At 61.2% G+C, this 21,654-nt stretch carries 19 protein-coding genes; 7 read left to right on the forward strand and 12 right to left on the reverse strand.

What is annotated here, in order from left to right:
- Positions 1 to 22: 22 nt before the first annotated feature.
- The gene (locus ACZ445_RS05675) at positions 23 to 793 is read right to left on the reverse strand and encodes a MipA/OmpV family protein (RefSeq protein WP_058423796.1); all 771 of its coding nucleotides are present in this window, start codon (positions 791 to 793) and stop codon (positions 23 to 25) included.
- A gap of 227 nt (positions 794 to 1,020) precedes the next feature.
- Here ACZ445_RS05675 and ACZ445_RS05680 point away from each other — a divergent pair, with 227 nt between their 5' ends.
- The 6 genes from ACZ445_RS05680 to ACZ445_RS05705 are packed head-to-tail and all read left to right on the forward strand — an operon-like array spanning position 1,021 to position 8,269.
- Positions 1,021 to 1,722: an MtnX-like HAD-IB family phosphatase gene (locus tag ACZ445_RS05680; RefSeq protein ID WP_058423795.1), complete on the forward strand. Its 702-nt coding sequence runs from the start codon at positions 1,021 to 1,023 to the stop codon at positions 1,720 to 1,722.
- Positions 1,715 to 3,109, forward strand: coding sequence for an aspartate aminotransferase family protein (locus ACZ445_RS05685; RefSeq protein WP_016977483.1), 1,395 nt, complete (start codon positions 1,715 to 1,717; stop codon positions 3,107 to 3,109). Before ACZ445_RS05680 ends, ACZ445_RS05685 begins: the two co-directional genes overlap by 8 nt.
- Positions 3,106 to 3,972, forward strand: coding sequence for an alpha/beta hydrolase (locus tag ACZ445_RS05690; protein ID WP_464708071.1), 867 nt, complete (start codon positions 3,106 to 3,108; stop codon positions 3,970 to 3,972). The genes ACZ445_RS05685 and ACZ445_RS05690 overlap by 4 nt, the downstream gene beginning before the upstream one ends.
- Positions 3,973 to 3,988: 16 nt before the next feature.
- Complete coding sequence (locus tag ACZ445_RS05695; protein WP_058423793.1) at positions 3,989 to 5,113, forward strand: GNAT family N-acetyltransferase; 1,125 nt, start codon at positions 3,989 to 3,991, stop codon at positions 5,111 to 5,113.
- Positions 5,113 to 6,882 (forward strand): sensor histidine kinase, encoded by a 1,770-nt coding sequence (locus ACZ445_RS05700; RefSeq protein WP_179029488.1) that lies wholly within the window; start codon positions 5,113 to 5,115, stop codon positions 6,880 to 6,882. Before ACZ445_RS05695 ends, ACZ445_RS05700 begins: the two co-directional genes overlap by 1 nt.
- Complete coding sequence (locus ACZ445_RS05705) at positions 6,872 to 8,269, forward strand: sigma-54-dependent transcriptional regulator (protein ID WP_058423791.1); 1,398 nt, start codon at positions 6,872 to 6,874, stop codon at positions 8,267 to 8,269. Before ACZ445_RS05700 ends, ACZ445_RS05705 begins: the two co-directional genes overlap by 11 nt.
- A gap of 122 nt (positions 8,270 to 8,391) precedes the next feature.
- Here ACZ445_RS05705 and ACZ445_RS05710 read toward each other — a convergent pair whose 3' ends face one another.
- The 11 genes from ACZ445_RS05710 to ACZ445_RS05760 form a co-directional block, all read right to left on the reverse strand.
- Positions 8,392 to 8,730, reverse strand: a complete 339-nt coding sequence (locus tag ACZ445_RS05710; protein WP_058423790.1) for a GlpM family protein — start codon at positions 8,728 to 8,730, stop codon at positions 8,392 to 8,394.
- On the reverse strand, positions 8,730 to 10,079 hold the full coding sequence (aauR, locus tag ACZ445_RS05715) for a two-component response regulator AauR (protein WP_058423789.1): 1,350 nt from the start codon (positions 10,077 to 10,079) through the stop codon (positions 8,730 to 8,732). Before aauR ends, ACZ445_RS05710 begins: the two co-directional genes overlap by 1 nt.
- Entirely contained in the window at positions 10,076 to 11,977 is a 1,902-nt protein-coding gene (aauS, locus tag ACZ445_RS05720) for a two-component sensor histidine kinase AauS (protein WP_179040835.1), read from the reverse strand. The genes aauR and aauS overlap by 4 nt, the downstream gene beginning before the upstream one ends.
- Before the next feature lie 187 nt (positions 11,978 to 12,164).
- Positions 12,165 to 12,899: an amino acid ABC transporter ATP-binding protein gene (locus tag ACZ445_RS05725; protein ID WP_025856887.1), complete on the reverse strand. Its 735-nt coding sequence runs from the start codon at positions 12,897 to 12,899 to the stop codon at positions 12,165 to 12,167.
- On the reverse strand, positions 12,896 to 13,567 hold the full coding sequence (locus ACZ445_RS05730; RefSeq protein ID WP_010212763.1) for an amino acid ABC transporter permease: 672 nt from the start codon (positions 13,565 to 13,567) through the stop codon (positions 12,896 to 12,898). Before ACZ445_RS05730 ends, ACZ445_RS05725 begins: the two co-directional genes overlap by 4 nt.
- Entirely contained in the window at positions 13,567 to 14,313 is a 747-nt protein-coding gene (locus tag ACZ445_RS05735) for an amino acid ABC transporter permease (RefSeq protein ID WP_025856885.1), read from the reverse strand. Before ACZ445_RS05735 ends, ACZ445_RS05730 begins: the two co-directional genes overlap by 1 nt.
- A gap of 193 nt (positions 14,314 to 14,506) precedes the next feature.
- Positions 14,507 to 15,433, reverse strand: coding sequence for a glutamate/aspartate ABC transporter substrate-binding protein (locus ACZ445_RS05740; protein ID WP_058423787.1), 927 nt, complete (start codon positions 15,431 to 15,433; stop codon positions 14,507 to 14,509).
- A gap of 324 nt (positions 15,434 to 15,757) precedes the next feature.
- Positions 15,758 to 17,296, reverse strand: coding sequence for a glycerol-3-phosphate dehydrogenase (gene glpD, locus ACZ445_RS05745; protein WP_464704869.1), 1,539 nt, complete (start codon positions 17,294 to 17,296; stop codon positions 15,758 to 15,760).
- A gap of 271 nt (positions 17,297 to 17,567) precedes the next feature.
- Positions 17,568 to 18,323 (reverse strand): DeoR/GlpR family transcriptional regulator, encoded by a 756-nt coding sequence (locus tag ACZ445_RS05750; protein ID WP_034118315.1) that lies wholly within the window; start codon positions 18,321 to 18,323, stop codon positions 17,568 to 17,570.
- Between the two features lie 83 nt (positions 18,324 to 18,406).
- Positions 18,407 to 19,912: a glycerol kinase GlpK gene (glpK, locus tag ACZ445_RS05755; protein WP_464708072.1), complete on the reverse strand. Its 1,506-nt coding sequence runs from the start codon at positions 19,910 to 19,912 to the stop codon at positions 18,407 to 18,409.
- A gap of 78 nt (positions 19,913 to 19,990) precedes the next feature.
- Complete coding sequence (locus ACZ445_RS05760; protein ID WP_028619056.1) at positions 19,991 to 20,848, reverse strand: MIP/aquaporin family protein; 858 nt, start codon at positions 20,846 to 20,848, stop codon at positions 19,991 to 19,993.
- A gap of 329 nt (positions 20,849 to 21,177) precedes the next feature.
- Between ACZ445_RS05760 and ybaK the strand changes: the two genes are divergently transcribed.
- The gene (gene ybaK / locus ACZ445_RS05765; RefSeq protein WP_034096128.1) at positions 21,178 to 21,648 is read left to right on the forward strand and encodes a Cys-tRNA(Pro) deacylase; all 471 of its coding nucleotides are present in this window, start codon (positions 21,178 to 21,180) and stop codon (positions 21,646 to 21,648) included.
- Positions 21,649 to 21,654 lie beyond the last annotated feature (6 nt).

The following is a 21,654-nucleotide window of genomic DNA, read 5'->3' on the forward strand; positions in this document are numbered from 1 at the left end:
TCATTGCAAACCCCAGACCAACCTAATCGAACTTGTAGCTGATCGCTGTTTGCACCTGGCCCTGGTTCACTTCGCCGGTCTGCCGGACGATGCTGCTATCCGCCGCCGAACCCACCAGATGCACCCAGCTCGCACTGGTCAGCAACGACCATTTGGCAGCCAGGGGAAACTCGAAGCTCTGCGTCAGCGTCACGTTCTGGAAACCGCCGCTGGCGTTGTAGGGACGAAAGCCAGTGGCGGCGGCCTCGTTGTCATCCACGCCAAAAAACGTGTTGGTCTGGCGCGCATCGGCAAAATGCGCGACCAGGCCGCTGCTGCCGATGATCCCTCCACCCAGCGGGTAGCCCAGCTCGCCACCCAGTTTGCCGAGGGCGCCACTCTGCGAATGCCCACCGCCCACGGCTTGCCCCAATTGCGCGTAGACCCGCCAGAAATCAGCCGGGGCGTACTGGACGAAGCCACCCACCTCGGCCATGTCCGACACATTGCGCAGGCCCTGCAGATCGCCATTGGACGTGCGCCCTGACAGGTAATTGATATAGGGGCCGGCGGTAAAGCCGTGTGTGTTGAGCGCACTCCAGGTCAAACCATCATCGGTACTCAGGCTGACGTTGCCCCAATCCAGGTCCAGGTAGGGCACGGGGCGGGTTTCGTAGCGACTGGCGGTGGGGTCATGGGGCTGATAACTGAGGCCCGCACCCACTTCACCGGTGATGCCTTCGGCCAGGGCAGCATTTGAAAAGCTCCACAGGCCAAGCAAACCGGCGAATGCAGCGCATGTGATCCTGTACATGGTCACGGTTCCTTGATTGATTACGTGCGCATGAACGCGCGAAGGGCCAGCTTCACGCAAGCACTCATCTTGTTTGTAGCAAGCTACAAAAATTGTAGCTTGGAAGACACATTTCGCCTTCGATACGCGCCAAAGCCCCGGCCCTGCTGGGTGATGGCCAGTTGGCACAGTCCCTGCTCTACCTCTGGTGCAAGCGCACACAGCGCGCTCCTCCAAGGTAAACAACGATGATCCAGTGGCATATCGTGTGTGACTTCGACGGGACCATTACCCCCACCGATGTCATCGACAACGTCCTCCAACGCTTCGCCGGCCCCGAATGGGAAACCATCGAACAGGAATGGCTGGATGGGCATATCGGTTCACGCGAATGCCTGAGCCGCCAACTGGCGCTGATCAAGGCCACACCTTCCGAATTGCTCGCGTACTTCGACAGCGTCGAGATCGACCCGGACTTCCCCGACTTCGTCGACCACGTCATGGGACTGGGCGCGACCATCGAAGTGGTCAGCGATGGCATCGAGCAGGGCATCGCCCGCATCCTGTCGCGCAACTACGTGACCTTGCTGCCGATCCTTGCCAACCGCTTGCGTCAGGTCGACCAGAACAGCTGGCGCATCGACTTCCCGTATGCCAGCGACGCGTGCCGTGCCGCTTCCGGCAACTGCAAGTGCAAGTCCACCCCGCGCAACAAGCGTGTGCTGGTGATCGGCGACGGCAAGTCCGATATGTGCGTGGCCTCCACCGCCGACTTCGTGTTCGCCAAGGGCAGCCTCGCCAAGTACTGCGAAGCCAACAACATTCCTCACGCACGCTTCGACACCTTTGCCGAGCTGCCTGCATTGCTGGCCCGACTGCCTCAGGGCATCGCCGCCAACGCCACCACCTTTACTGCTGCTGACAACCAGGAACTCTTCCATCATGTCTGATATCCGTATCGCTACCGCCGAAGACCAGATCCTTCTGGACAAAGAAGCCAAGTATTGCTCCTACGGCGACACCGTTCACTACATCGAGCCGCCGCGTATTTTCAGCCGTTGCGAAGGCTCCTACGTGTGGGACACCGAAGACCAGGCCTACCTCGACCTGCAAATGTGGTACTCGGCGGTCAACTTCGGCTACGCCAACCCGCGCCTGAACAACGCGTTGAAACAGCAGATCGACACGCTGCCGCAAATCGCCAGCCAGTACCTGCACAAGGGCAAGATCGAGCTGTCGGAAATGATCGCGGTCGACGCCAAGAAGAAATTCGGCCTCGACGGTCGCGTGCACTTCAACGTCGGCGGTTCGCAGTCCATCGAAGACTCCCTGAAAGTGGTGCGTAACGCCACCAACGGCAAGAGCCTGATGTTCGCCTTCGAGGGCGGCTACCACGGGCGCACCCTGGGTGCTTCGTCGATTACCTCCAGCTACCGCTACCGTCGTCGCTATGGCCACTTCGGCGAGCGCGCGCAGTTCATCCCGTTCCCGTACCACTTCCGTGGCCCCAAAGGCATGACCAAGGAAGAATACGGCAGCCACTGCGTGCAGCAATTCGCCCGCCTGTTCGAGACTGAATACAACGGTGTGTGGGACCCGAAAGTCGGCTCCAGCGAATACGCCGCGTTCTACGTCGAGCCGATCCAGGGCACCGGCGGCTACGTGATCCCGCCGATGAACTTCTATCGCGAATTGAAGCACGTGCTGGATCAGCACGGCATCCTGATGGTCTCCGACGAGATCCAGATGGGCTTCTACCGCACCGGCAAACTGTGGTCGATCGAACACTTCGACGTACAGCCGGACGTGATCGTGTTCGGCAAGGCGCTGACCAACGGCCTCAACCCACTGGGCGGCATCTGGGCCCGTGAAGAGTTGATCAACCCGAAGATCTTCCCGCCAGGTTCGACCCACTCCACCTTCGCCTCCAATCCATTGGGTACGGCGGTAGGCCTGGAAATGTTCAAGATGACCAACGAAGTCGACTACGGCGCGATGGTCATGGCCAAGGGCAAGTTCTTCCTCGAAGGCCTGCAGGACCTGCAGAAGCGTTTCCCGATCATCGGCGACGTCGACGGCCTGGGCCTGGCGCTGCGCTGCGAAATCTGCGGCCCGGATGGTTTCACCCCGGACAAGGCGACCCTGGACTACATGGTCGAAGAAGGCATGAAGGGCGACATGGTGGTGGACGGCCAGAAACTCGGGCTGATCCTCGACGTGGGCGGTTACTACAAAAACGTGATCACCCTGGCACCGTCCCTGGAAATCAGCTACCCGGAAATCGAGCTGGGCCTGAAGCTGCTGGAGCAACTGCTGGTGCGGGCGACCAACCGGTGAACAGCGTCGGGATCGACCTCGGTGAAGGTGATGCCGGTTTCGTTCTCGGTGACGGTCCGGTCGGGATCCTGTTGATCCACGGCCTGACCGGCACCCCGACGGAGTTGCGCCAGGTCGCCAAGGGCCTGGCCAAGGTGGGCAATTGCACGGTGTACGTGCCCACCCTGGCCGGGCACTGCGGTGACAACAGCGACCTGCAGGCCACGGGCTGGATGGACTGGTACGAAGGGGTGCGCAAGACCTTCGTGCAGGTCCGCCAGCGTCACGAGCAGGTGTTTGTCGGTGGCTTGTCGATGGGCGCGGTAATGTCGATGTATGTCGCCGCCGAACACCCGGGGCAAGTCGCCGGGCTGCTGATGTATTCCACCACCTTGAAGTACGACGGCTGGAGCATCAACAAGCTGGCGTTCCTTACGCCGTTGCTGATGAAAATCCCGTTTGGCGTGTATATCTGCCGCTTCGAAGAAAAGCCGCCGTACGGCATCAAGAACGAACGCCTGCGGGGCATTGTCGAGCGGCAGATGAAGGAAGGCGAGAGCAGCGAAGCGGGCTTGCTGACCATGGAGGGCATCACTGTGCGCGAACTGCACCGGATGAACGCCGTGGTCAAGAAGCGCATGCCGAAGATCAACGTACCGGCGCTGGTGTTGCACTCCATCGAGGACGACATCACCAGCCGCTGGAACGCGGACTACGTGGAACGCCACCTGGGCGGGCCGGTGACCAAGATCCTGCTGGACAACTGCTACCACATGATCACCGTCGACCTGCAATACCGCCGGGTGATCGAGTTGAGTGCGGAGTTCGTCGAGCAGCATGCCCAGGCCATCCCGGCCCCTCAAGATTATCGACAGCGGGCGTAAGCCTTAAGGACACGATGTGATCACCGCCCAGGCTTTTCCGACCATCCGGGCTATCCAGCGTAGTGCCTGGAACGATTGTTTCCCGGGTGCCCTGGAGGACTGGGACTATTACGTCGCCGTGGAGAACGCCGCCATTGATGATTTTCAGTGGCGTTACCTGGCGGTTTATCAAGATGGAACGCTGGTGGCCGTAGCTGCCGCGTTCATCACGCATTATCGCCTCGACACCACGGTGTCGGGCGCCGGCAAGCGCCTGACCGAGCGTGTCGAGCGGCTGTGGCCGGGGCTTTTGCAACTGGGGCTGTATGCCCTCGGATCGCCCGTGGCCGAACGCTGCGACGTGGGTTTCGCCAGCAGCGTGGCGGATGCGCAGCGTCCGCTGTTGCTCAAGCACTTGCTGGAGGCCGCACGCCAGGATGCCGATGACTTCGGCATCGGCCTGCTGGCGGTCAAGGATGCGCCGAGCAAAGACCCGCACTGGCTCCAGAGCTGCCGCGCGGCGGGGTTCCAGAGCATGCCGAGCTTGCCCACGGGTGTATTGCCGCTGCCGTACGGCTCGGTGGATGCCTACCTGGGGTCGCTGGGCAAGTCCACGCGCAAGGACCTGCGCCGCAAGCTGCGTGCGCCGGGGCCGCGGGTGGAGTGGCGGCGCAATATCGACGACGTGCTGCCTGAGGTCATGCGCCTGTACGAAGCCACGCTCACGCGTGCCGAGTTGCAGTTCGAACGGCTGCCCGCCGGTTACTTCACCGCTGTGCTCGAACGCCTGGATGAGCGCGCGGTCTGTGTTCTTTACTGGGTGGACGAGCAACTGGTGGCGTTCAACCTGGTGCTGGTCGACCAACACCGGCTGGTGGACAAGTTTTTCGGGCATGACGTGGCGTTCACCCGCGACTACAACCTGTACTTCCGCAGCTGGCTGACCAATGTCGACTACTGTATTCAACACAATATTGCAGTGTATGAGTGCGGGCAGGCCGGGTATGCCAGTAAGCTGCGCCTGGGCTGCGAGTTCCAGGGCAACAGTGTGTTTTTCCGTCACCGCAACCGGCTGGTCAACGGCCTGCTCAAGCTTGTAAAACTGTTTATTCGACCGGACCGTTCCGACCCTGCCATGGCTGCTGCGATAAGCGAAACCTGATGATCTCCAAGACCCGCCAGAAAGCCCGCCCCTTTGCCATTTCGCGCTGGAGCGTCCAGCGCAAGCTGGTGCTGGCGTTCTGGTTGGTCAGCGTGATTCCTACCATGATCGCGGCCGAGCTGGCCGCGACCACGCTGTCGCAGATCTTCGACAGCAACGTGCGCATCTGGCTGCAGGAGTCGACCAAGATCGTCAAGGACGAGATCGGCGACATCCTTCACGACAACGCGCGCATGGCCAAGCTGTTCCTGCGCTACACCAGCCCGCCTTCAAGCCGGCGAGCCGTCAAGCACGACAGGCTGACCGCCGACATTGCCGACGCGACCGACATCGACGTGGTGGCGCTGATTCGCACCAGCGACCACAAAGTGGAATTCAGCACCGCCTCCGATGACATCGTCAAACAGATCAACCTGACCAACAATGCGGTGTTGCAGACCGTGCAGGTGGCCGGTGTGAGTACCGGCCTGGTGGTATCGACCTTCGAGACCAGCCGTGACGGTATCGATTACATTTTGCTGGTCGCTACCTACCTGGACAGCAGTTTCCTCACCAGCGTGGCCGATGTGCATTCCCTCGACCTGCGCCTGTACCTGGCCAACCCCGACGGTTTCTCCGAGATATTTTCGACCCAGCGTTTCGTGGATCACCCCTCGCGCATCCCCAAGAGCGTCGAAACAGCGATGCGCAGCACCCGCCAGCCCAGCGAGCAGTTCACCAACAACTACAGCGGGCTGTACTGGCCGATCTTCAATGATGCGGGGGATTTGCAGGGCGTGATTTTCAGCGGCCTGTTGCGCCATACCAGCCTGGTCGGGCTGGTCAACCAGAGCAACCTGTTCGTGCTGATCTTCCTGCTCAGCTCGGCGCTATCGCTGGCGGCGGGGTTGCTGGTGTCGCGGCGCCTGACCAAGCCGCTGCGCGACCTGTCCCAAGGCGTTGACGCAGTGATTTCAGGTGACTACGAACACCGTGTACTGGTCAGCGGCGGCGATGAGCTGGCGCAGTTGAGCAGCACGTTCAACCATATGACCGAGCGCCTGGGCGAGCTGCATCACCTGGAGGCCCAGCTGCGCCGACGCGATCGCCTGCACGCCCTGGGCGAAGTCGCCATGGGCCTGGCCCACGAGATCCGCAACCCGCTGGGCATCATCAAGACGGCCACGCAGCTGTTGCACAGGCGTGCCGACCTGGCGGAAACCGACAAGCGCCACCTGGAATACGTGGTCAGCGAGGTCAGCCGCATCAACGACCTGATCACCGAGTTCCTCGACTTCGCCAAGCCCAACCCGCCGCTGCGGGTGTTGCAACCGGCGCGCGCGCTGGTGGACGAGATCCTCGGCTTCTGCGCGCCGGAACTGGCCACCCATGCGATCGATGCCCATGTCGATGACCAGGCGCCGGGAGCGACCCTCTACGCCGACGCCAAGCAGCTCAAGCAGGCGTGCCTCAACCTGATTCTCAACGCCATCGACGCCATGCCTGAGGGCGGGCGCCTGACCCTGGGCATTCGTACGGTGGAAGACAACACTGTGATCAGCATCGCCGACACCGGCCAGGGTATCCCGGCGGACATGATCGAGCGCATCTTCACCCCGTTCGTCACCACCAAGGCCTCGGGCACCGGCCTGGGCCTGGCCAAAGTCTATTCGATCATGGAAAGTCACGACGGCAGCATCGAATGCGCCAGTGAGAAAGATGCCGGTGCCACCTTCAGCCTGTACATTCCGGCGATGGGCGAAGACGACGAGGACAGTCATGACGCATAACATTCTGGTCGTCGATGACGAACCCAAGCTCTGCGATCTGCTGGCGTCGGCCCTGGGCCAGAACGGCGTGCAGGTGTTCATCGCCGGTAACGGCCTGCACGCGCTCAAGGTGCTGGAGCAGGAAGACATCGACCTGGTGATCAGCGACTGGCGTATGCCGGGCATGGACGGGCCGGCGCTGCTGGCCGAGATCAAGGTGCGTTACCCCCACGTGCCGGTGATCGTGATGACTGCCTACAGCACCGTGAAAAACGCCGTGCAGTCGATGCGCAATGGCGCCTACGACTACATCGCCAAGCCGTTCGATATCGACGAGCTGGACATCACCGTGGCCAAGGCCCTGCAGTTTCGCGACATCATGCGCGACAACGCGCGCCTGCGCGCCGAACTGGACGAACACGCACAGTTCGACAGCCTGGTGGGCGACAGCCCGGCGTTTCGCAAAGTGCTGCAAGCGGTGGACTCGGTGCGCGACAGCAGCGCCACCATTCTGCTCACCGGCGAAAGCGGAACCGGCAAGGAAATGGTGGCCCGCGCCATCCACAAACACGGCAGCCGTGCCGACCAACCGTTCGTGGCGGTCAACTGTGCGGCGATCCCGGAAGGGCTGCTGGAAAGCGAAATGTTCGGCCATCGCAAGGGTGCGTTTACCGGTGCTGTGGCTGACCGAGTAGGGCGCTTCCAGCAGGCTGACAAGGGCACGTTGTTTCTCGACGAAGTGGGCGACATGCCGTTGGCGCTGCAGGCGAAGATCCTGCGGGCGTTGCAGGAACGGGTGATCGAGCCGGTGGGCGACCCGCGCGAGCGCAAGGTGGACGTGCGGGTGATTGCCGCCACCAACAAGAATCTGCTGGATGCGGTGGCCAGCAAAGAGTTTCGCGAAGACCTGTATTACCGCCTCAACGTGTTCCCGATCCCGTTGCCGGCCTTGCGTGAGCGGGTGGAAGACATCGCGCCGCTGGCCCGTCACTTTGCCCAGACCCTGAGCGCCACCGCCGGCAAACGTATCACCGGCTTCAGCCCGGAGGCCTTGCAGGCCATGGCGGCGTATCACTGGCCGGGCAATATCCGTGAGCTGCAGAACTGCGTGGAGCGCGCGACCATCGTAGCGGCATCGTCGGTGATCGAGGATATCGACCTGCCCGGTTATCTGTTTGCGTCCAAGCCAAGCGAGGGCGGTGTGACCGCCATCCTCAGCGACGGGCCGGGCATTCCCCAGGACCTGGATGCGGCGCTGGCGGAGGTGGAGAAGGCCTATATTCTGGCGGCGTTGCAGGAGAGCAATGGGGTGCAGGCGGCGGCAGCGGCGAAGATCGGGATTTCCGAGCGCAGCTTCTGGTATCGCCTGAAGAAGCTGGGGATCCAGGTCGACAAGATCGTCCGCTGACACACCGAGGTTCAAATGTGGGAGGGGGCTTGCCCCCGATTGCAGTGGGTCAGACAGCTTTTCTGTCTCTGATACACCGCCATCGGGGGCAAGCCCCCTCCCACAGTTTTGACCGTGTTGGGTCAGGTGTGGACGCGTACCCAGATGCTCACCAGCACCGTCGCGGCCATCAACCACGCCACGGCGGCCACGGCCAGTGACGCCTCCAACCGCATCCGATCGACCATCACATACAAGGTCGCCAGGTACACGAAGTACGGAATGATCGACCACATCCCGAACAGGATCGTGGTCTTCAAATCGTCCACCGAGCGCCCTTTGCCGACGATGTAGTGGGCGATCAACGCAAAGGTCGGAAACAGCGGCACCAGGCCTGCGATGTAATAGTTCCTGGTCTTGGCCAGCGCCGCCAGGATCAGCACCACCGCCGCGCCGAGGGCGGCCTTCAAGAGTAAGTCCATCAGTGGCTCAACCCGTATTTCTTGACCTTGTCGAACAGCGTGGTCTTGGCCATTCCCAGTTCCTGGCTGGCCTGGGTCAGGTTGCCGCCGCTGCGTTGCAGTGCATCGTTGAGCAGGTTGCGTTCGAAGGCTTCCACTGCTTCGGTGAAGGCCAGGCCTTGGCCGCCGCTGCTGGCGCCGCTTTTCTTGAAGGCGGGCAGGCCGAGGGCGAAGCGTTCGGCGACGTTGCGCAGTTCACGTACGTTGCCCGGCCAGTCGTGGCTCATCAGGCTCGACAGGGTCTGGTTGTCCAGCTCCGGTGCGGTGCGGTCGAAACGCAGGGATGACTGCTGCAGGAAGTGTTCGAACAGTTGCAGGATGTCTTCGCGACGCTCGCGCAGGGGTGGCAGTTCCAGGGTGACCACGTTGAGGCGGTAATACAGGTCGCTGCGGAACTGGTTGGCGCGGCTCAGTTCGTCGAGGTCGGACTTGGTGGCGGCGATCACCCGGCAATCCACCGCGACGCTCTGGTTCGACCCCAGGCGTTCCAGGGTGCGTTCCTGCAATACCCGCAACAGCTTGATCTGCAGGTTGATCGGCATGCTTTCCACTTCATCGAGGAACAGCGTGCCTTCGTGGGCGTGTTCGATCTTGCCGATGCGGCGCTTGCCGGCACCGGTGAAGGCGTTGGCTTCGTGGCCGAAAATCTCGCTTTCGAAGAGGTTCTCCGGCAGGCCGCCGCAGTTCAGGGCGACGAACTGGTGGGCGTGACGCCGGCTGAAATCATGCAGGCAACGCGCGACCAATTCCTTGCCGGTGCCGGTCTCGCCTTCGATCAGCACGTTGGCCGAGGTATCAGCGACGTTGGCGATCAACTCGCGCAGGTTCTGCATGGCCGGCGAACGGCCGATGATGCGACCTTCCAACGAATCGCGCTCGGCCAATTGCCGACGCAGCGACCAGACTTCCCGCGCCAGCCCGCGCTGCTCCAGGGCGCGGCGCGCTACGTCGACCAGGCGTTCGGGGGAGAAGGGTTTTTCCATGAAGTCATAGGCTCCGTTGCGCATCGCGCCGACCGCCATGGAAATATCGCCGTGCCCGGTGATCAGCACCACCGGCAGGCTTTTATCCAGGGCCTTGAGACGGGTGAGCAGCTCCAGGCCATCGATGCCCGGCAAACGGATATCGCTGATCACGATGCCGGCGAAGTTTTCGCCGATGCGCTTCAAGGCTTCTTCGGCACTGCCCACGCCGACGCTGGGAATATCTTCCAGGGCCAGGGCTTGCTGGCAGCCGAGGAGCACGTGGGGGTCGTCTTCGACGATCAGCACGGTGAGGTCATCTTTAAGGGCTGTAGCGTCTGTATTCATGTCGACTCAGCTTGTTGAGTGCCCGCCAGCGGCAGGCACAAGACAAAGGCCGTTCCACCACTGGCCGGGTGTTCCACGGCGAGGGTGCCACCGGTGGCCGCCGCCAGGCTGGCGGACAGCGTCAGGCCCAGGCCCAGGCCTTGCTCGCCAGGCTTGGTGGTGAAGAACGGTTCGAACAAATGCTTGCGCGCCTCGGGGTCGATGCCGTGGCCATTGTCGCGCACTTGCAGGCGGTATTTGCCCTCGCTGCTGCTGCCTTCCAGCCACAATTGCGGGGCCGGTTGGGCTTGCATGGCGTCGAGGGCATTGCCGATCAGGTTGACCAGGATCTGTTCCAGGCGCGTCTGGTCGATTTGCAATTGGGCGTGGGAAAAGTCGCGGTGCAGCGTCAGTGGAAGGCTGTCCAGGCGTGCGCCGAGCACCTGGAACGCGGCGTCTACCGCTTTGGCCAGGCTGGCTTCGCCCTGGTCGTCACCGCGCCGGGCGAAGGAGCGCAGGCTGGCGGTGATACGGCCCATGCGGTCGATCAGTTCGTTGATGGTCTTGAGGTTGGCACTGGCAGTGTCCAGTGCACCGCGTTCCAGGAAACGCACGGTGTTGCCGGACAAGGTGCGCAGTGCGGCCAGTGGCTGGTTCAATTCGTGGGCGATGCTGGTGGACATCTGGCCGATGGCCGCCAGTTTGCCGGCCTGCACCAGTTCATCCTGGGCACGGCGCAGGGTTTCTTCGGCCTGGCGCCGTTCGCGGATCTGGCCCTTGAGCCGTTCGTTGCTGGCGCGCAGGTCGGCGGTGCGTTCGGCAATCCGCCGTTCCAGCTGGCTGTTGGCTTCCTGCAGGGCTTCCCGTGCCGCGAGGCGGGTGGCGATGACTTTGCGCCGTTCGTTCCAGGCAATCAGCAAAAATGCCACCAGGCCAAACGCAACGGCCACCAGGATGCCCTGGTTGATCGCGGCGCGGCGCAGGTCGTTGAGCGGGGTGAGCAGGGTGAAATTCCACGGCGTGTCATTGAGCGGGCGGGTTTGCGCCAGGTAGCTGACTTCGTGGGCGTCATTGACCACTTCGCTGTTGGCCGGGAAGGTCAGCTTCTCGGTGCCTTCGTTGAGGCGCTCGCGGGCCAGGGGTTCCAGCTCGTTCAGCGTCGCCCAGTAATATTGCAGGCTGTGGGCCAGGCGGTCCTTGGTGTCATCGCTCAGCGGGCGCACGGCCTTGAGGCGGCGGGCCGGGTCACTGGAGAGGATGATGATGCCGTTTTCGTCGCTCACGAACGCTTCGAGGCGTGCGCGTTGCCAGCGCTCTTCGAGGGCTTCGAGGCGTACCTTGACCACCGCGACGCCGATGATCTTGCCATGCTCTTCCAGGCCGTGGGCCAGGTAGTAGCCGGGTTCGCCGTTGGTGCTGCCGATGCCGTAGAAACGGCCAGGCTGGCCCCGCACGGCGTTCTGGAAATAGGCGCGGAAGGACAGGTCTTCACCCTGGTAACTGTCGGCATCGCGCCAGTTACTGGTGGCCAGCACGCGGCCGGTGGTGTCCATCACGTAGATGGCCCGACTGCGACTGCGTCGGTTCAGGCCTTCGAGGTAATCGTTGACGGTCTTGCGGGTTTCCTGGTTCGGGTCGGCCAGCAGCGTGGAGACGCTGGACTCCAGTTCCAGCAGGCTGGGCAGGTAGGTGTATTTGCTCAGCTCGCTTTCGACGGTGCGGGCATGCAACTCCAACTGGCGTTCGCCGGTATCGCTGAGGGTGCGGATGCCGTAGTACTCACTGACCCAGAAGCCGATGAAACCCAGGCCGATCATCAGGGCGATGATCAGTGGCGGCAGGAACAGTTGGCGGATCATACGTGGTTTCACGGCAAGTGATGGCGGTGCGGCGCGAAATTGGTTGGGGTCGCATTTCATCACAGATGCCTTGGGTCAACCAGAGCTTACCGGCCTGCACGGACCAATGTGGGAGCGGGCTTGCTCGCGAAGGCGGTGGGTCAATGAAGAATCTATCGACTGACACTACGCCTTCGCGAGCAAGCCCGCTCCCACACAAGCCCAGTGTCACATGGGCCCGGTTTCTACAGTGGAAGCTATGTAGTGCTTAGTGCTGCAGGATTTTCTCAAGGAAGTGCTGCGCGCGTTCGGAGCGGGCGCTGATGTCGCCGAAGAACTCTTCTTTCGGGCAGTCTTCGATGATCTTGCCAGCGTCCATGAAGATCACGCGGTCGGCCACTTTGCGGGCGAAGCCCATTTCGTGGGTCACGCACATCATGGTCATGCCTTCGTGGGCCAGTTGCACCATCACGTCGAGCACTTCGTTGACCATTTCCGGGTCCAGCGCCGAGGTCGGTTCGTCGAACAGCATGACGATCGGGTCCATGGCCAGGGCGCGGGCAATCGCCACACGTTGTTGCTGGCCGCCGGAGAGCTGGCCCGGGTGCTTGTGGGCATGCGCCGACAGGCCTACGCGCTCGAGCAGTTGCAGGCCTTTCTTGGTGGCTTCTTCCTTGCTGCGGCCGAGCACCTTGATCTGCGCGATGGTCAGGTTTTCGGTGATGGTCAGGTGCGGGAACAGCTCGAAGTGCTGGAACACCATGCCGACGCGCGAGCGCAGTTGCGGCAGGTTGGTCTTAGGGTCGGCGATGGAGGTGCCGTCGACCACGATGTCGCCCTTCTGGAACGGTTCCAGCGCGTTGACGCACTTGATCAGGGTGGACTTACCCGAGCCGGACGGCCCGCACACCACGATCACTTCGCCTTTTTTAACCTCGGTGCTGCAATCGGTCAGCACCTGGAAGTCGCCATACCACTTGTTGATGTTCTTGATAGAGATCATACGGCAAACCTTTTTTGCAGACGCTTGACCAGCAGCGAGGCGGAAAAGCTGATGATGAAGTAGACGACACCGGCGAAGATCAGGAACTCATTGGAGCGGCCGATGATGTCGCCGTTGGAGCGGGCGGAGTTGAGGAAGTCCACCAGGCCCACGGTGTAGACCAGCGAGGTGTCCTGGAACAGGATGATCGACTGCTGCAGCAGCAACGGGGTCATCTTGCGGAACGCCTGGGGCAGGATGATCAGGCGCATGGTCTGGCCGTAGGTCATGCCCATGGCCTGTGCCGCCGCCATCTGGCCCTTGGGGATCGACTGCACGCCGGCCCGCACGATTTCACAGAAGTACGCGGCTTCGAACATCATGAAGGCCACGACGCAGGAGGTGAACGCACCGATCGGGGTGTCTTCGCCGGTGATCCAGCGCAATACGAACGGCACCGCCAGGTAGAACCAGGTGATCACCAGCAGCAGCGGGATCGAGCGGAAGTAGTTCACATAAGCGCCGGCAACGCGCGACAGCAGTTTGCTGGACGACAGGCGCATCAGCGCCAGGACCGTACCCAGCGCGATACCGCCGACCACGCCCATGACCATCAACTGCAGGGTCATGACCATGCCGTTCCACAGGCCCGGGATGGCGGGGATGATGCCGCTGAAATCGAAGTCCATTATTTACCCCCCACGGAGATCAGGCCGGGCACTGCGACTTTCTTCTCGACCACGCGCATCAGCAACATCAGGCTCATGTTCAGGGTGAAGTAGATCAGCGTGGCCAGGGTGAAGGCTTCAAACAGGTTGGCCGAGAACTCGGCGGTCTGTTTGGTTTGCGCCAGCAGTTCCATCAGGCCGATCAAGGACGCCACGGAGGAGTTCTTGAAGACGTTGAGGAATTCCGAGGTAAGCGGCGGAATGATGATCCGGTAGGCCTGGGGCAGCAGCACGTTCCAGTAGATCTGCGGCAGCTTGAAGCCCATGGCGCGTGCAGCGGATTCCTGGCCACGTGGCAGCGCCTGGATGCCGGTACGCACTTGTTCGCACACACGGGCCGCGGTGAACAGGCCCAGGCACACGACAACGCTCAGGTAGGCCGAGGTGGTCGGGTTGAGGTCCTGTTTGTACCAGTCCTGCAGGTTCTGCGGCAGCATGTCGGGTACCAGGAAGTACCAGATGAACAGCTGAACCAGCAGCGGCACGTTACGAAACAGTTCCACGTAGCAGGTCGCGATGCCCGATACGATGCGGTTTGGCACGGTGCGCATGACGCCCAGAATGGACCCCAGCAGCAAGGCGATAATCCATGCCACGACAGCGATGGCGATGGTCCAGCCCAAGCCGGCGATGTACCAGTCGAGATAAGTCTCGCTGCCCACGCCAGTGGACTTGAAGAACACGCCCCAGTCCCAGTTGTAGTTCATTAGGGTCTCCCCTCGAAATCGATCGATGTACAAGCACCCGCTTGGGGAAGATCCTTTCCCGCCCGGCGGTGAACGCCAGGCACACGCGATCGGCTCGAAAACCGCCAGGTCGAGTGTTCCACAATAAAGCCAGCAGGTAGTAACAGACGCCTGAGGGAGGTTGGCTCCCTCAGGAGATAAGCTTAGTCAGGTATCAGATTTTTACGTCAGGGGCTGGTTTGTCGCTTGGGTTAGCGATCAGCTCCTTCACCTTGTCGCTCATCGGGAAGTTCAGGTTCAGGCCTTTTGGTGGGATCGGGCTCTCGAACCATTTGCTGTAGATCTTGTTGATTTCGCCGGATTTGTACAGGGCAACGATGGCGTCATCGACAGCTTTCTTGAAGTCAGGATCGCCTTTGCGAACCATGCAGGCGTAGGCCTCAAAGGACTGCGGAGTACCGGTGATGACCCAGTCGTCCGGCTTCTTGGCCTTGGCTTCTTCACCGGCCAGCAGGGCGTCGTCCATCATGAACGCGACGGCACGGCCGCTTTCCAGCATCTGGAAGGATTCGCCGTGGTCTTTGGCGGAGATGACGTTCATGCCCATCTGCTTGTCGGCGTTCATCGCCTTGATGATGCGCTCGGACGTTGTGCCAGCGGTGGTCACGACGTTCTTGCCTTTCAGGTCGGCGAAGTCAGCGTAGGACGGCTTGCCATCCTTGTCTTTCTTGACCAGCAGGCGGGTGCCGATTTCGAAGATGTTGACGGTGAAATCAACTTGCTGGGCGCGTTCGGCGTTGTTGGTGGTGGAGCCGCACTCGAGGTCCGCGGTGCCGTTCTGGATCAGCGGAATGCGGGTTTGCGAGGTCACCAGGTTGTACTTGGCCTTCAGGTCGGGTTTGTTCAGGTCTTTTTTCAGGGCTTCAACGATAGCCAACTGAATGTCGTGGGAGTAGCCCACAGGTTTGCCCGAACCATCCGCGATGTAGGAAAACGGAATGGAGCTGTCGCGGTGAGCGAGGGTGATGGTGCCGGAGTCGTTGATTTTCTTCAGTGTGCCGGTGAGTTCGGCGGCGAAAACTGGAGTGCTGATCAGAGCAGCAGCGATAGCTGCGCCCAGGATATGGGGAACGATGCGCATCAATACTTCCTCGACATTTGTTTTTTTTATGAAGCCGGCTAAACGGCTCTCTTGTACAGCGAATGCCCGTGACGGCTCCTGAGGCGTCTCAGGCAATCGTCAGGGAGTGTAGAGCATGAGTCGTGCCATACCTCGAATAAAAGGTCATCTATCTGATTTATAAGGGTATTAAATTTTTGTTTCGAAGACTTTGTCACGCCGTGATCCGGCAATCCGAATAGGCTGTGGTATGGCGTTCGGAAAACCGAATAGGGGATGTGGGATTTATCTTGCATAAAAAAGCCCCTGGCCCTTTCGGTGCAGGGGCTTTTCAAGGCGACCTGATCAGGCCGCTTCAATCTTTGCGCGGGTTTGCTCGACCTTGGACAGGTAACGTTGCACGTTGTCCTGTTCTTCCGGGGTGGTGAACAAGCCGAGCTTGGTGCGGCGCCACAGCACGTCGTGGGGGTGGGTCGCCCACTCTTCGGCGCACAGGTAATCGACTTCGCGGGTGTACAGGCCGCCACCCAGGTGGTCACCCAGGTCGGCCAGCGACTGCACGCCTTCGAGCAGTCGCCAGGTGCGGCTACCGTAGGTGGTGGACCAGCGCCGTGCGATCTCGCTCGGTATCCAGTCGAACTTGCTGCGAATCGCTTCGGCCAGGGCGTCTGGCGTCGTCATGTTTTCACCGCCCGGCAGGCTGGCGGTGGCGGTCCAGCTTGGGCGCATCTGGGTGAAGTACGGTGCCAGTTGCGCCATCGCCGACTCAGCGAGTTTGCGATAGGTGGTCAACTTGCCGCCGAACACCGACAGGATCGGTGCCTCGCCCGTGCCACCGGACAGTGCCAGGGTGTAGTCGCGGGTGATGGCCGACGGGTTGTCCGACTCGTCGTTGCACAGCGGGCGTACGCCGGAGTAGGTGTGCACGATGTCATCGCGGCTCAGTTGTTTTTTGAAATGTGCGTTGACCACTTTCAGCATGTAGTCAGTTTCACCTTCGGTGATCGCAACAGCAGCCGGGTCGCCGGTGTATTCGCGGTCGGTGGTGCCGATGATGGTCAGGTGGTTCAGGTACGGAATCGTGAAGACGATGCGCTGGTCTTCGTTCTGCAGGATGTGCGCGTGGGCACCTTCGTACAGTTTCGGCACGATCAGGTGGCTGCCCTGGATCAGGCGGATGCCGTAGGGCGAATCCAGCTTCAGGTCGTCCTTGATGAACTTGGCCACCCACGGGCCGGCAGCATTCACCAGGGCGCGGGCACGGATCGAGAACAGGCTGCCGTCGGCGCGTTCCATGTTCATGTCCCACATGCCGTTGCTGCGGTGTGCGCTGATGCAACGGGTCTGGGTGTGAATGTGCGCGCCTTTTTCGCGGGCGGCCATGGCGTTGAGCACCACGAGGCGAGCGTCATCGACCCAGCAGTCGGAGTATTCGAAGCCTCGGGTGATTTCGCTTTTCAGTGGGCTGTCGGCGCCGAACTTGAGGCTTTTCGAGCCGGCCAGCTTTTCGCGCTTGCCCAGGTGGTCGTACAGGAACAGGCCGGCGCGGATCATCCACGCCGGACGCAGATGCGGACGGTGCGGCAGCACGAAGCGCATCTGCTTGACGATGTGCGGGGCCTTGGCCAGCAGCACCTCACGTTCGGCCAGGGCTTCGCGCACCAGGCGGAATTCGTAATGTTCGAGGTAACGCAGGCCGCCGTGGATCAGCTTGCTGCTGGCGGAGGAGGTGTGGCTGGCCAGGTCGTCCTTTTCGCAAAGGAATACCGACAAACCGCGCCCGGCTGCGTCTGCTGCAATGCCGACGCCATTGATCCCGCCACCGATAACGGCAACGTCATAGACTTCGGCGAGCGGTGGAGCAGGCAAGGTAGAAGGGTTCATCGGCTGGCCTCGCGATCTTTTTCGTATTGGAATTCGAACATTAATGTTCATTTGCGAAAATGGTAGCTGATAAACGCGCGCGCAGCCACCTGAGTTCGATTGAAAAAACTCATCGAACCGGCGGGAAAGGAAAATTTGTGAACATGAGCCAGTGCTGGCTGGAGAAATGGGGGGGGCAGGTAAATAGCCATCGGGGGCGAGCCCCCTCCCACAGGTTGATCGCATTCCAATGTGGGAGGGGGCTTGCCCCCCGATGGCGTCAGTGCAGGCGCTACACCACTTCCAGACGAACCTTGTGGTCATTGAGCAACTGCACCAACGCCGGCACCGGCTGTTGATCCGTCACCAGGCAATCCACCAGGCTGATCGGCCCCAGACGAATCATGGCATTGCGCCCGAACTTGCTGGAGTCCGCCGCCAGGATCACCTGGCGGGCGTTGGCAATGATCGCCTGGGAAACCCGTACTTCCTGGTAATCAAAGTCCAGCAGGCTGCCGTCTTCATCGATACCGCTGATGCCCACCAGAGCAAAGTCGACCTTGAACTGGTTGATGAAGTCGACACTGGCCTGGCCCACCACACCTCCGTCACGCCGCACATTGCCACCCGTGAGCAACACATCAAAGTCGTCCTTGGCACTGAGCATGGTGGCGACGTTGAGGTTGTTGGTGATGATTTTCAGGTGGTTGTGGTTGAGCAGCGCACGGGCGATGGATTCGGTGGTGGTGCCGATATTGATGAACAACGAGGCGTGATCGGGGATCTGCGCGGCGATGGCTTCGCCGATGCGCTGTTTCTCGTCGCGCATCTGGTCGGCCCGCATGGCGTAGGCGGTGTTTTCGACGCTGGAGTCATAGGCCGCGCCGCCGTGGTAGCGGCGCAGCAGATTGGCGTCCGCCAGCTGGTTGATATCGCGGCGGATGGTTTGCGGGGTGACAACGAATAGCTGCGCCATCTCCTCGATACTGACGTAGCCGCGTTCGCGGACCAGTTCGAGGATTTGTTGTTGGCGGGGAGGCAGATTCATGGGGCGTCCTTTGGGCTGCCATACAAAAGTGGCCCATGATGACGCAGGAATCCGCTCCCTGCCAGTTACAACCCGACGTTGGCTTATTCAGCGCCTTCGTGCGGCTCCCAGTCACGGGTGCGGCTGACCGCTTTTTGCCAGCCAGCGTAGAGTTTTTCCTTTGCGGCTTCGTCCAGTTGCGGTTCGAATTCGCGCTCGATCACCGCCTTGCCGCGCAGCTCGTCCAGGCTGCCCCAGAAACCGCACGCCAGGCCAGCCAGGTAGGCCGCGCCCAATGCGGTGGTCTCGCGCATTTGCGGGCGCTCGACCTGGGTGCCGAGGATATCGGCCTGGAATTGCATCAGGAAGTTGTTGGCGACCGCGCCGCCGTCCACGCGCAGCGCCTTGAGGCGCTCGCCCGAATCCTGCTGCATGGCGTCGAGTACGTCGCGGGTCTGGTAGGCAATCGACTCCAGGGCGGCACGAATGATGTGATCCACGCGTACGCCACGGGTCAGGCCGAACAGTGCGCCACGGGCATACGGGTCCCAGTACGGTGCGCCCAGACCGGTAAACGCGGGCACCAGGTACACACCGTTGCTGTCCTTGACCTTGCCGGCGAAGTATTCGGTGTCGTGGGCGTCGTTGATGATTTTCAGCTCATCTCGCAGCCATTGTACGGTGGAGCCGCCATTGAACACGGCGCCTTCCAGGGCGTAAGCCACTTCGCCACGCGGGCCGCAGGCGATGGTGGTGAGCATGCCGTGCTTGGATTTCACCGCCTTGTCGCCGGTGTTCATCAGCAGGAAGCAGCCGGTGCCGTAGGTGTTCTTGGCCTGGCCGGCTTCGACGCACATCTGGCCAAACAGCGCAGCCTGTTGGTCGCCGGCGATACCGCCGATGGCGATGCCGCTTTTGGTACGGCCGTAGATTTCCGAGGAGGACTTCACTTGCGGCAGCATTTCGCGCGGCACGTCGAGGATCTCCAGCATCTTCGCATCCCACTCCAGGGTGTGGATGTTGAAGAGCATGGTGCGCGAGGCGTTGGTGTAGTCGGTGACGTGGGTCTTGCCACCGGTAAATTTCCAGATCAGCCAGCTGTCGATGGTGCCGAACAGCAGTTCGCCGTTGCGCGCACGCTCGCGGCTGCCTTCGACGTTGTCGAGGATCCACTTGAGCTTGGTGCCGGAGAAGTACGGGTCGGTGACCAGGCCAGTGGTGTCATTGATGTATTGCTCGTGGCCACCGCGCTTTAGCTGCTGGCAGATCTCGGTGCTGCGGCGGCACTGCCAGACGATCGCGTTGTAGATCGGGCGACCGGTGACTTTGTCCCACACCACGGTGGTTTCACGCTGGTTGGTGATGCCGATGGCAGCGACTTGGTCATGGTGCAGGCCGGCCTGTGCCAGCGCTTCGACCATCACCGCACTCTGGGTGGCGAAGATTTCCATCGGGTCATGCTCGACCCAACCGGCTTGTGGGTAATGCTGAGTGAATTCGCGCTGGGCGGTGCAGACCACGTTGGCGTCACGATCGAAGATGATCGCGCGGGAACTGGTGGTGCCTTGGTCTAGGGCAATGATGTAGTTCTTATTCTGAATATCGGTCATGTCGAATGCCTTGGAAAATAAGAAAGTCGGTAATCAGCCTGGGCCGCAAGAAGGGCAGGTGCGTCCAGGCTGGCGCTATCAGGAAATACGGGTCTTGCCGTTGACTGCCGTGTCAGGTGTTTCTTCAGCTATAGCAGGTGCGGCGCTCGGCAGGTGGCGGGCAATCAGCCCGCGATAGGCCGCGGCGCCGAGGCATGCGCCGACAATCGGCGCGAAAATCGGTACGAGGAAGTAAGGAATATCGCGGCCGCCAGTGAAGGCCATTTCACCCCAACCGGCGAAAAAGGTCATCAGCTTGGGGCCGAAATCCCGCGCCGGGTTCATCGCAAAGCCGGTCAACGGGCCCATGGCGCTGCCGATCACCGCGATCAGCAGGCCGATCAGCAGGGGCGCCAACGGGCCGCGTGGCAGGCCGTTGTTGTCATCGGTGAGCGCCATGATCACGCCCATCAGGATGGCAGTGATGACCATTTCCACCAGGAACGCCTGGGCGGTGCTCAGCAGCGCATGGGGATAGGTAGAGAACACCGACGCCAATTCCAGGCTGGCCTGGGAGCCGCGCACCATATGGTGGGTTTGTTCGTAATCGAAAAACAGGTTGCTGTAGAGCGTGTACACCAAGGCCGCCGAGCAGAAGGCGCCGGCGATCTGAGCAAGAATGTAGAAGGGCAGTTTGCGCTTGTCGAAGTCGGCGAAAATGCACAGCGCGATGCTGACGGCCGGGTTGAGGTGGGCTCCGGAAATACCGGCGCTCAGGTAGATCGCCATGCTGACGCCGACCCCCCAGATGATACTGATCTCCCACAAGCCAAAGCTGGCACCCGCGACCTTGAGCGCAGCGACACATCCAGTACCGAAGAAGATCAGAAGCGCAGTCCCCAGGAATTCGGCCATGCATTGGCTCGAAAGTGAAGGCTGTTGAAGAGCAGTTGTCATGGAAAGCCTCAGTTGTTGTTCTTGTCTGGCGCACAACCTCAACGGGTTGTTGCGCGATTTTCACCGTGGCAGGGATCCCCATCCCGACCATGGCTTACTGCTTTGAACGCTGCGGGTGTATTCCTACAGTATTCGGAAACGAAAAAATATAGACAAGAATGACGGCTGTCAAAGGTCGAAAGTGAACTGTCAGTCACTTTCAAACTATTGGTCTGGTGAATGATCACGCTTGTCACATTGCGTGTGTACGGCAAGAGTGGGCGGACTAGAGCGTTTTACGTGGGTTTGGCCTAGAATTGGCCATCTGTTTGCCACGCCTCGGAGACCCCATGACGCCTGCATTGGACCTGTTGAAAAAAGTTCGCGCCGAACATCGAATTCACAGTTACGAACATGATCCCAAGGCGGCTTCATATGGGCTGGAGGCCGCGGAAAAATTGGGCCTGGACCCTGCGCAGGTGTTCAAGACCTTGCTGGCCAGCAGCGAGAAGGGCGAATTGCTGGTGGCGGTGGTGCCGGTCGTCGGAAGTCTGGATCTGAAAGCCCTGGCGCATGCGGCAGGCGTCAAGAAAGTCGAAATGGCCGACCCGGCGGCCGCGCAACGTTCCACTGGCTATCTATTAGGCGGCATCAGCCCGTTGGGGCAGAAGAAGCGTTTGCGCACGTTCATTGATGTGACAGCGCAGCCGTTTGCGACGATTTTTGTGAGTGCGGGGAGGAGGGGCTTGGAGGTTGAATTGCCAGCGGCGGTGCTGGCTGAGCATACCCAGGCCAAGTTCGCGGAAATTGGCCGGGCATGACGAGGT

This window comes from Pseudomonas allii (assembly GCF_055380095.1).

What these genes read in the sequence shown, in the direction of transcription:
- ACZ445_RS05675 (WP_058423796.1), bottom strand. Translation starts at nt 793, where the DNA reads ATGTACAGGATCACATGCGCTGCATTCGCCGGTTTGCTTGGCCTGTGG.
- aauS (WP_179040835.1), bottom strand. Translation starts at nt 11,977, where the DNA reads ATGAAATGCGACCCCAACCAATTTCGCGCCGCACCGCCATCACTTGCC.
- ACZ445_RS05735 (WP_025856885.1), bottom strand. Translation starts at nt 14,313, where the DNA reads ATGAACTACAACTGGGACTGGGGCGTGTTCTTCAAGTCCACTGGCGTG.
- ACZ445_RS05730 (WP_010212763.1), bottom strand. Translation starts at nt 13,567, where the DNA reads ATGGACTTCGATTTCAGCGGCATCATCCCCGCCATCCCGGGCCTGTGG.
- ACZ445_RS05680 (WP_058423795.1), top strand. Translation starts at nt 1,021, where the DNA reads ATGATCCAGTGGCATATCGTGTGTGACTTCGACGGGACCATTACCCCC.
- ACZ445_RS05750 (WP_034118315.1), bottom strand. Translation starts at nt 18,323, where the DNA reads ATGAATCTGCCTCCCCGCCAACAACAAATCCTCGAACTGGTCCGCGAA.
- glpD (WP_464704869.1), bottom strand. Translation starts at nt 17,296, where the DNA reads ATGAACCCTTCTACCTTGCCTGCTCCACCGCTCGCCGAAGTCTATGAC.
- glpK (WP_464708072.1), bottom strand. Translation starts at nt 19,912, where the DNA reads ATGACCGATATTCAGAATAAGAACTACATCATTGCCCTAGACCAAGGC.
- ACZ445_RS05705 (WP_058423791.1), top strand. Translation starts at nt 6,872, where the DNA reads ATGACGCATAACATTCTGGTCGTCGATGACGAACCCAAGCTCTGCGAT.
- ACZ445_RS05700 (WP_179029488.1), top strand. Translation starts at nt 5,113, where the DNA reads ATGATCTCCAAGACCCGCCAGAAAGCCCGCCCCTTTGCCATTTCGCGC.
- ACZ445_RS05760 (WP_028619056.1), bottom strand. Translation starts at nt 20,848, where the DNA reads ATGACAACTGCTCTTCAACAGCCTTCACTTTCGAGCCAATGCATGGCC.
- ACZ445_RS05740 (WP_058423787.1), bottom strand. Translation starts at nt 15,433, where the DNA reads ATGCGCATCGTTCCCCATATCCTGGGCGCAGCTATCGCTGCTGCTCTG.
- aauR (WP_058423789.1), bottom strand. Translation starts at nt 10,079, where the DNA reads ATGAATACAGACGCTACAGCCCTTAAAGATGACCTCACCGTGCTGATC.
- ACZ445_RS05725 (WP_025856887.1), bottom strand. Translation starts at nt 12,899, where the DNA reads ATGATCTCTATCAAGAACATCAACAAGTGGTATGGCGACTTCCAGGTG.
- ACZ445_RS05685 (WP_016977483.1), top strand. Translation starts at nt 1,715, where the DNA reads ATGTCTGATATCCGTATCGCTACCGCCGAAGACCAGATCCTTCTGGAC.
- ACZ445_RS05710 (WP_058423790.1), bottom strand. Translation starts at nt 8,730, where the DNA reads ATGGACTTACTCTTGAAGGCCGCCCTCGGCGCGGCGGTGGTGCTGATC.
- ybaK (WP_034096128.1), top strand. Translation starts at nt 21,178, where the DNA reads ATGACGCCTGCATTGGACCTGTTGAAAAAAGTTCGCGCCGAACATCGA.